Consider the following 10,502-nt stretch of genomic DNA (forward strand, 5'->3'; position numbering starts at 1 on the left):
GCAGGAGTACAGGGAATTCAAGTTATTAAACGCAATAGTCAAGAGCGCAGAATCAATGAATCTAATGTATTTCCTCTGGTATTATTGCCGACGCTCCAGAAGCTAGCAGTAGAGGCTGTAACCCCTATCGGAGAGGAACTATATACAGTCAGAGTTAGTATCGTCACTCAACCAACTATCGGCAAAAAACAACGTTTGAGTCTGTTGCTTAACTCGATTACTGGAGAGCGAGATCGAGAATACAACTTTAAAATTCCCCCTCTAGAAGCTGACAGCGATCGCCTGATTGCCGAAATTGCGCCCATTGCTGCTGGAGAATATTTAGCTCGTCTACAAGTTGATGGAGTAGAGAGTTTATTAACCGTAGATACAGATAAAAATAGTCCTAATTATCAAAAGTTTATCGCACCTTTATTAATTGTTAGTGGTTAGTGGTTAGTGGTTAGTCGTTACATCTGTTGCAAATTGTAGGAGTAAGAGCCATGATCTCTCTTGTTGTTGTCAATCTCAAACAAAAACTTTATTTAAAAAAAGCCATTGCCAGTATCTTAAAAATCATAATATTAATCACTGCAATTCCCTTAAGTACGGCGAGCGCGATCAAGCCAACTTCTGCTCAACAGATTATTCCCAACAGTGATGGCACAATGACGGTTGTTACCCAAGATGGTAGTAGCTTCAACATCGACGGCGGTACATTATCGGGAGATGGCAAAAACCTGTTTCATAGTTTCCGAGAATTTGGTCTAGATGCAGGGCAAATCGCCAATTTTTTATCAAATCCCAACATTCAGAATATTTTAGGACGCATTAACGGCGGTAATCCCTCTCTTATCGATGGTTTAATTCAAGTTACTGGGAGCAACTCTAACTTATTTTTAATGAATCCTTCGGGTATTATCTTTGGTAATAATGCTACTCTAAATGTCCCTGGAGACTTCACTGCTACCACTGCCACAGGTATTGGTTTCGGAGATAGTTTGTTTAATGCCGTAGGAACTAATGACTACCTCAACCTAGTAGGAAATCCCGACAGTTTTAACTTTGCCAGTGACGAATCAGGAGTAATTCTTAATGCAGGAAATTTAGCAGTAGCAGAAGATAGTAATATCTCGTTAACTGGTGGCAAAGTAATTAATACAGGCAATATTGAAACCGAAGGCGGTAATATTACCGTTGCTGCCATCCCAGGAACAAACCGCGTCCGCATTTCTCAAGAAGGACAATTATTAAGCTTAGAAGTACCCATCCCCCAAAACTCTGACGGGGAAGCTTTACCAATTCAAGTTACCGATCTGCCCAACTTGCTCAGGGGATTACCTGTAGATATAGATACGGGGTTAGCAGTTGCAGCCAACGATGATGTTACTGTAGCTGATTCTAATACTGTAATTCCCAATGAACCAGGAACAACTATAGTTTCGGGAACAGTTGACGCGAGTAGTAATACTCAATCTGGAGATGTTGGTGGAGAAGTAAATATTTTAGGGGATAAAGTTGGTTTAATTGATGCCGATGTAGATGCTTCTGGAGATGCTGGAGGCGGAGAAGTATTAGTCGGTGGAGATTATAAAGGACAGGGAACAGTACCCAAGGCCGAGGTTACTTTAGTTGACAGCAATTCAACAATTAAAGCAGATGCCCTGCAAAATGGTGATGGTGGCGAAGTAATTGTTTGGTCTGACAGTACCACCAGAGTCCACGGTGATATTAGTGCCAAAGGTGGTTTAAATTCAGGTGATGGTGGTTTTGTGGAAACCAGTAGTTCTGGATTTTTGGATGTTACCAGCAGTCCTAATACTTCAGCAACCAATGGTGTTGGGGGAACTTGGTTGCTCGATCCTCATAATGTCACTATAGTCAATGCTATAGATGGATTCAATTTTCTTCGGATAGACGAAAACAATCCTTTCACCGCTATAGAAGATGATGCTCTTATTGCTGTTGGTACTATTCAAAATGCTCTTGAAAATGGTTCTAATGTGATTGTCTCTACAGGAACTACAGGAAATCAAGATGGAAATATTACCCTTGCAGCAGATCTTGATTTTGATGGTACGGGCGAAAGTACTTTAACTTTTGAGGCAGCAAATAACATCATAATTGGGGATTCATCTGGACAAGGACAAATATTTGATAGTGACACTACTACTTCTACTGATACTTTAAACTTATCCTTAATTGCAGATGCAGAAAGAGATAATGACGCAAACATAGTAGGTAACGGTCTAGGTAGAGTTGAAATCAATCAACCTATCTCTACGGATGGTGGGAATATTGAAATTATCGGAAGACAGAATGAAATAGAAAACACAGATGATGGAAATGCTGATGGAATCAATATAAGTTCTCCAATCAACTCAGGTGGAGGAAATATTACTTTAACTGGTACTCGCACTGGTACTAGTACTAGCAACATTGATGACGGGATCAAGATCAGATCTCCAATAGACTCAGGTGGAGGAGATATTACTTTAACTGGTACTCGCACTGGTACTACTGGGGGTGATGAAGACGGAATCTGGATATCTTCAGATTCTCCAATCAACTCAGGTGGAGGAGATATTACTTTAACTGGCAACAGTAATATTGATGAAGGAATAGAACTATTTTCTTCTATAGATTCAGGTGAAGGAAATATTACTCTAAACAGCACCGAAGGAGCGATCTTCACAGGAGATATAGACAGTTCTGGAACAACTGGTGGTGCAATTAATCTCGATTCTGCTACTACTATTAACACTGGAAATATTGATTCTAGGGGTAGCAACGGCAATGGTGGAGATGTCACTCTTAATTCTGGAGAAGATGACAATATTCGAGTCGGTAGTATTCGTGCAGAAGGAAATAATAACAATGGAGGCGATATTCAAGTCAATGTTGACAATGACAATCCTGGTTTATTTTTTGCCGACAATAGTTTTACTAACAATGAAGTTCCCACTAGTATTTTGACCAATAGTTCGAGTTCGGAAGCGATCGCCATCAGACATGGTGGTAATGGCGAAATTCCTTTTGAAGTAGCTAATCCCAATCTCTTACAACAAAATAACCCCAACGGAACAGTCGGAGCAATTAGTGGGGGAGGAAATAGTCAAATAAACGATGGTTCTTTCTTGTTCACCGAACAAAGAGGGAATATTAGGATCTTTTCGGTCGATTCACCAGAACCACCAGAACCAGAGCTAGATAATAATGACTTAGGTAATTTCGATTCTAAAACATCATCTCCTGTTGAAACTGTTGCGACTGCAACTAATAACCTCCCTCAAAAACTGGAGATTGCTTCTATTCCTCAAGCCAGAACAATTCTCAGAGAAATCGAACGGCAAGCAGCCCAAACACCTGCATTGGTTTATGTTAGTTTTACTTCTCCAGAAATCAAAGCAAGAACTAATAACCCCGACCAATATTTTGCTAGAGCGGAAAGTTGTCTGACCGCAGAATATCAAGAAGCTCTGGGATTAAATGAAACTCAAGTAGAACCAACAATTTGTCTTGCTGCTCAACCAAGCGATAAATTGGAAATCTTAGTGGTCACTCCAGAAGGAGAACCGATTTTTGTTCCTGTAGATGTCACTCGTGGGGAAGTAGAAACACAAGCCAGAAAATTATATAATGAGGTTTCTAGGGGGCAAATAGCTTGGCAAGAACCAGCCTTATTACTCCATGAATGGTTAATTCGGAGTATTGAAGAAGAACTAAAAACCAGAGAAATTGATAATTTACTATTTGTTTTACCGCCAAAATTACGTTCTCTTCCCTTAGCTGCCCTTTATGATATCAGTACCGATCGATTCTTAATTCAAAAAGGTTACAATATCGGTCTTGCTCCTAGCATTAACTTGATGAACACTACTTATGGTAAAGATGTTCAACAGGCATCGGTATTGGCTTTAGGAGCTTCTAAGTTTCAGGCAGATCAACATCAAAAAGATCTTAATGCAGTAGAAGTGGAGCTACCGCAAATTGTCAATCTACGTGGTGGTCAAGAACCGATTCTCAACGAGCAATTTACTCTCGAAAATCTTCAGACTAATCTAGACCGCAATAATGTACCGATTGTGCATCTTTCGACCCATGCTGACTTTAGCACGGAAAATACAGATGATATCTACATTCAGCTATACAATCAGAAGCTAACTTTAAACGAATTGCGATCGCTCGATCTGCAAGTAGGAGCTAAGGATTTAGAGTTATTAGTTTTATCCGCTTGTCGCTCTGCTTTTGGTAACACTGATGCGGAATTAGGCTTTGCTGGATTAGCGATCAAAGTGGGAGTAAAAACGGCGGTGGGTAGCTTATGGAAAGTTAGCGATCTGACCACCCCCAGTTTAATGATTGAATTTTATCGTCAATTGCAAACTTCTCCGTTCAAAGCAGAAGCCTTGAGATTAGCTCAAGTCGCAATGAGGAATAAGGAAATCACCATCGATCTCAAAAATCAGCAAATGATTACCAGTTGGGGAGAAATTATCGAGTTACCAAACAATGTAGTTGCAGATTCCCTAAAAAGCTATATCGGAGACATTAGGGTCAATAAAACTAATCTCCAAGAGCGTCAAATTCTTAGTATTAAGGGTCAAGATATACGGTTACCAGACAATGTAGTTGCAGATTTACTAAAAAATAATGTTAGGAAAATCGAAGTCGATTCTCTCGATCTAGAAAATCTTCAAATAATTACCGCTCGGGGACTAGTAATTGAGTTACCAGAAACCGTAGTTGCCAAATTATTAGACAATGCAGCCCAAGCCATTGATTTGTCCCATCCTTACTACTGGAGTCCTTTTACCGTTATTGGTAGCCCTTGGTAATTTATATAGTTTCCAACAGATTAAACCCGATACTGCCCTGTTCTGATGTATTTTTGCCATAGAATTCTGGAGAGATGAGAAGATGTTACGCAAAATTTTAGGTATAAGTACCGCGATCGCATTAGCTTCTTGCTTAATTGGTAGTAATAGCTCCACTACTGTTGCTGTTAATCTTATCGATCGGAAACAAACGGAATTATCTAGTAGAGATCTAATCGCCCAGGCTCGTGTTTATCGAGTGCGATTGGGAGACACTCTAGGGGGAATTGCTTATCGCAATGGCTTGAGTTTGTCTAAAATTTTAAATTACAATCCTCAGCTAAAATCACGCCCTAATTTAATCTATGTGGGGGAAATGATTAATTTAGGAGCTAGTGGCGCAACCTCTATTTCTCAACCATCTTCTCATTCAGCATCTTCGGGAAATAAATATACTGTCAGAAGGGGCGACACTTTGGGGGGAATTGCCATTCGTCATGGTTTAAGCTTAAACAAAATACTAGATTACAATCCTCACCTAGTTTCTCGTCCCAATAGAATTAATGTGGGAGAAAGAATTAATGTTGGTTTTACTAGAATTATTCGACAATCTACAACTAGTCGAGAATCTCCAACAAACAGAACAAACAGTCCTAATCAATCAGAAAATACATCACCCACTATAATCCCAAAGGCTGAATCATCTAGAAGAACCGTTGCTTTTAAGGGGTTACCCACAATTAGAAAAGATGGCTCTAGTAGTATAGGGGCAATTAGAGGTAACGAAGATGAAGCTTGCACTCAAGCGGGAGAAAACATGAGAGCGATCGCGCCTGAAAATGGTTTGGGTTATACTTTCGATGATTATCCTTATTTCTTCTGGTATTTCCCTGGAATAGAATCAGGCTCTGTTCCTATTTCATTAGATTTAGTAGGCTCAAAAATGATAGAAGTTAACGGTCAATCCAGAACTTTAGGTGATGCTACTCTCTATACAAAAAACCTAAACCTCGATCGCCCTGGTATTATTGCTTTTCAACTTCCTGCTTCAGAATCGAACCCACTACAAGAAGAACAAGAATATACATGGCGGATCAATATCCAATGTACTGAAGAAACTTCAATGTCCCTGAATTACTCCATGAAAAGACTATCTACAGATAATCCTCAACTTACTGACAAACTAGAAACCGCCCCTGTAGACCAACATCCCGTAATTTATGCTGAGTCGGGAGTCTGGTTCGATGCTCTCAAAATGATTGCTTTGCAAAGAGAACAAGCCCCAGGAGAACCCACTTTAGAAAAAGACTGGAATCAAGTTCTAAAAATTATTGGTTTTGACGATTTAATTGGCGAGCCTATCCAATATATCGAGTCAAACTAGAGCAATCAATAGCTTTAATTCCGCCCTCTGATGCAGTGTCACAGAATGTCACTAATCAATTAAATCCAACCTTTAATTTCATTATCAGTTAAGGGTTTTTCTAGCTTAGAATATTCACTTTGTGCAGCTTGTAAAATATGTTTCATCTGTACTGATTCCTGACTGTGGGCAGCTAAAAAAGCAGCGTTAATGGCAATATTGCGAATGTTACCTCCCGCAACGTTTAATTTAGCTAATTTTTCAAAACTTAAATTGTGGGTGGGAGTACGATCGGGAAAAATTCTTTGCCAAATGGCTATGCGCTGGAGGCGGTCGGGAAAGGGAAACTGGACTATAAAACGGATACGACGTAAAAAAGCGCGATCTAAGTCGTCTTTTAAATTTGTAGTTAAAATTGCCAATCCTTGATAGGATTCGATTCTTTGTAATAGATAGCTAACTTCCATATTGGCATAGCGATCGTGACTATCTTTTACTTCCGATCTTTTGCCGAATAAAGCATCAGCTTCATCGAATAATAAAATTGCACCACATCCTTCTGCTGAATCGAAGATTTTTTTGAGGTTTTTTTCTGTTTCCCCGATATATTTACTAACAACAGAACTCAAGTCAATGCGATAAACGTCTAACTGTAATTCATTGCCTAATACTTCGGCTGCTAAAGTTTTTCCCGTACCACTAGCACCAGCAAATAAGGCACTAATTCCTAAGCCTCTAGCACTTTTGTGGGCAAATCCCCAATGATGATAAACTTGCTCTTTATGACGAATATGGGTAGCTAGTTCTCGTAAAATATTTAATTCTGATTCTGGTAAAATTAGATCTTCCCAAGTTACTTTAGATTCAATTCTTTGTGCTAGTTGTTCTAAGTGAGGGCGAGACTGAATACGGCACATTTGCCATAATTGCTCGTTAATATTTTGTTGATCGCTGCCATTAGTTTCTAGGGTTTTTAATTGCAAACAGATACTTTCAATGGTAGGTAAATTAAGATTGAAATAAGAGACTAGATCGTCAATTTTTCCGTTGAATTGGGGAATAGTTTCTACTAAAGACTCCGACCACAAGCATCTTTGCTCTTGGGGAGTAGGTTTTTTTACTTCAATAGTAATAAAAGATTCTTGTCTGGGGTGACGGCGTTCTTGACTAGAAATAATCATAGGACAACCCAAATTATCTAGTAATAAAGATATCAATGTTTCCTTAGCGCGATCGCTATTTTCCCAGTAATCGCAATCAAGAAAAAAAGCACTTTGATTGAGTAGCCATTCTCGTTCTAAAAAACATTTCAAGAGATCGAGTTGACTGGGATCGTTGGGTAATATTTCAGCAGAAATTGCATAAAGATTAAACTGTAATTTTTTAACAATAGCAGTGGCGATCGCTCGTTTACTAGCAGTATCTTGACCGTATACATGAATAATGGGAAAATCTGTTACTTGTAACCAAACTCGTACTAAGTTATCGACAATCTTTTGGTGCGATGGTACTAAACTATGTCTATCGTCAACTATCTCTAGTAGTCCCATTAACTTTTCATTTAAATGCTTTGTTCCTAGTAAATAATGTAAAATTTGTTCGTCAATTACTAACTCTTTGGTAGTCAAGCTATTACTATTATCTTTAAGTTCAATTAGTCGCCAACGCCTTAGAGGAGAATGGGGAGTTATACTATCCCAATGAGGATTATCTAAAGTCGATAAAGCCAAACTAAAAGTAGGATAATTAGTCAGATCGCTTCCTTGGGCTTGTCCGCATAATAAACCCCAAGCTCGATCTATTTCCATTCCCGCACAAAGTAATAAGATATCTTTTTCAAACGGGGATAACTTAAAGCGATCGCAAATAACTTCCAGAGTAAAAGATGGAATAAGTTTTGATAATTCTCTATCGTCTAAATTAAAATTTTGAGCTTCAATAGTAAGTGATTCTTTACTAGCTATTTTATCGTAAAGTCTTTGTTGAATCCTAGACAATTCCTGCATTAAGTAGTTGTTATTTAGTTCTTGCCAGTTATCGGCGATTATTACGCTATCCATTAGTAATAAAATTAATTTGTCCTACAAAAAGTAAACTATTTTAAAATTTCGTCTAATTAATGTGAATTTAGGCTGAAAAAATAATAGATTTAAGGTAAAGAGTCCCGATTATTTCTCGTTTCAGATAAAACGGTTAGATTTGCTGGAGGCGATCTTAACTATGAGCTTCGATTACAAAGTAGAAAAACCATTATTAAATTCGAGTTTTATCTCTACATCTTCTAACTTACAGACAAAATCTCCTCTAAGAGATAATTCTCCAGAAAAATTTTCAGAGAGTAAATCTCTGCCCCATATTCAGGCAAGGCAAAGGCTGAGAAAATACGGGCATAATCTCAGTAAAATTCCCCTTTCTTATCATCCCACTTCCTTACAAACTAAATTAACCATTGGAAGACCAGGAGACCAATACGAACAAGAAGCAGACCGAGTTTCCCAACAGGTAATGAATATGCCTCAACCCATACAACGTCAAGAAGATAGGGAAGAGGAGATGCAAATGAAACCCGAAGTACAACGGGAGGAGATGCCCAAAGAAGAGGAAGAGGAAAAGATACAAGCTAAATCTCTAGCTAATGTCATTACTCCTATGGTGCAACGGGAAGAAATGCCCAAAGAAGAGGAAGAAGAACCAGTACAGGCTAAATCGGATAGTGCAACAGCCAGCACGGATGGCTTAGAACAACAGTTAAATAATAGTAAAGGTGGTGGTACTCCTTTATCAGATGATACACGAGCTTTTATGGAATCTCGTTTTGGCACGGATTTTAGTAACGTCAAAGTACACACCGATAGTAGTTCGGTGCAAATGAATCAAGATATTCAAGCCCAAGCCTTTACTCACGGTCAAGATGTCTATTTTAATGCGGGTAAATACAGTCCCGATACTGATGAAGGTAAATCATTATTAGCACACGAGTTAACCCATGTAGTTCAACAACGAGGAGGAGATTAAACCGCACCAAATTTAATTTACTGAATATCGGTTGATTCGGCTTCCACTGGTTTAGGACGTTCTTTGACTTTAACGCCCAGAGTTATTCCATCAATTATAAGCGTTCCTTCCTTATCAAATACCTTTAAAGTACATTTTTGGGTTGTGTTTTCTGGAACATTGAGTTTTTTGCTGCCTTGCAAGTCTAATTTTCCTCCAATACAGTCGAGATGGACTTGAGCATTTTTACCTGTCACCGACCAACTAACCCAAATTGGTTGATCTGCTTCTACTTGTAAAGTTCCACTATCAGAGTTGTTAATTTTAAAATAGTTTAATTTAATTGGTGTTTTAATTAGAATTGGTTCTGGTAGGATAAACTTTTCTATTTTTTTATCCAAGCGTCCATCGGAATCGGATTGTAGCTCGATTCCCAAACTATATTTTCCATCGGTAAGGTTAGGGATATCTATGTTACATGAATAGAGATCGCCTTTGGTTGCCGAACAAAAGTCACTAATATTCTGGGGAGTTATAATTGGCGATGCTTGCAGTTTGTTATTAATAATTAAAGATATTTCATCTTCCCCGACAAAATTATTGATATTGGATATTGTAAAAGACAGTTTAATATTGTGTTTGACTCCAGATTTAGTTACATCAGGTGTTAAGGGATCGAATATAGTTAAAGTCGGTCTGGGTAAAATAGCTATTGGTTCAGTTTCTTGCTTAATAATTTTGCCTTGTTTAGTCAGTGCTTCTAGCTGAAAAATATAAGTTTTAACATCTTTAGCATGATAAAAGATAATGTTTTTACAACGTATTTTATTATTATTGATTTGACATTTTTTAGGTAAATTATTTTGATTGATTAATGCACAATTTTGCGGATTTATTGGTTTGGTAAAAATATAACATTTAGTATTGATAGTATTTGCCCCTAAATCTCGCTCGAAGATAATTAATCTTTCTAGATTTTGAGGATTTTCTACTGACCAATTGACACTAATATTTTGTCCATATTCGTATTCGGTTGTTTCTGATTTTAAAGTAACTTTGGGTTCTTCCGATTTAAGTAATTCCCATATAAACCACGCACAACTAACAATAAGACCGAGAAGTACAGCCGATATTAAAATTAATTGCCACAGAGGACGCGATCGCCAGAACAAACTGCTTTTTAGAGGTAAATTTTTAGGTACTGGAAGGTCGTTTTTATCTATTAGATCGACTTGAAAATTAAATTGCTTAGTTGCTAAAAAAGGTCTTTTCTGCTTAGAGTTGGGTCGAACTTCTAATTTAATTTCGGTAATTTGCTTGGGAGTCAATCTTACTAGAGATTTTTCTAA

6 protein-coding genes are annotated in these 10,502 nt (G+C 38.0%); 4 read left to right on the plus strand and 2 right to left on the minus strand.

Features of this window, described 5'->3' with window-relative positions; translation table 11 throughout:
• From AC33VI_RS16015 to AC33VI_RS16025, 3 genes are all read left to right on the plus strand, one after another.
• Positions 1-432: DUF8756 domain-containing protein (locus AC33VI_RS16015; RefSeq protein WP_491783267.1), on the plus strand; the 432-nt coding region annotated here is incomplete at its 5' end.
• 50 nt (positions 433-482) lie between these two features.
• Positions 483-4,817, plus strand: coding sequence for a CHAT domain-containing protein (locus AC33VI_RS16020; protein ID WP_491783268.1), 4,335 nt, complete (start codon positions 483-485; stop codon positions 4,815-4,817).
• An 82-nt stretch (positions 4,818-4,899) separates the two neighbouring features.
• Complete coding sequence (locus AC33VI_RS16025; protein ID WP_491783269.1) at positions 4,900-6,180, plus strand: DUF928 domain-containing protein; 1,281 nt, start codon at positions 4,900-4,902, stop codon at positions 6,178-6,180.
• Between the two features lie 59 nt (positions 6,181-6,239).
• On the opposite strand, the gene AC33VI_RS16030 is transcribed toward AC33VI_RS16025, so the two are convergent.
• Positions 6,240-8,219, minus strand: coding sequence for an ATP-binding protein (locus tag AC33VI_RS16030; protein ID WP_491783270.1), 1,980 nt, complete (start codon positions 8,217-8,219; stop codon positions 6,240-6,242).
• A gap of 160 nt (positions 8,220-8,379) precedes the next feature.
• Here AC33VI_RS16030 and AC33VI_RS16035 point away from each other — a divergent pair, with 160 nt between their 5' ends.
• A complete protein-coding gene (locus tag AC33VI_RS16035) occupies positions 8,380-9,174 on the plus strand; it encodes an eCIS core domain-containing protein (RefSeq protein ID WP_491783271.1) in 795 nt (264 codons plus the stop codon).
• Between the two features lie 17 nt (positions 9,175-9,191).
• Here AC33VI_RS16035 and AC33VI_RS16040 read toward each other — a convergent pair.
• Positions 9,192-10,502: hypothetical protein (locus AC33VI_RS16040; RefSeq protein ID WP_491783272.1), on the minus strand; the 1,311-nt coding region annotated here is incomplete at its 5' end.

Source organism: Waterburya sp. (assembly GCF_058530065.1).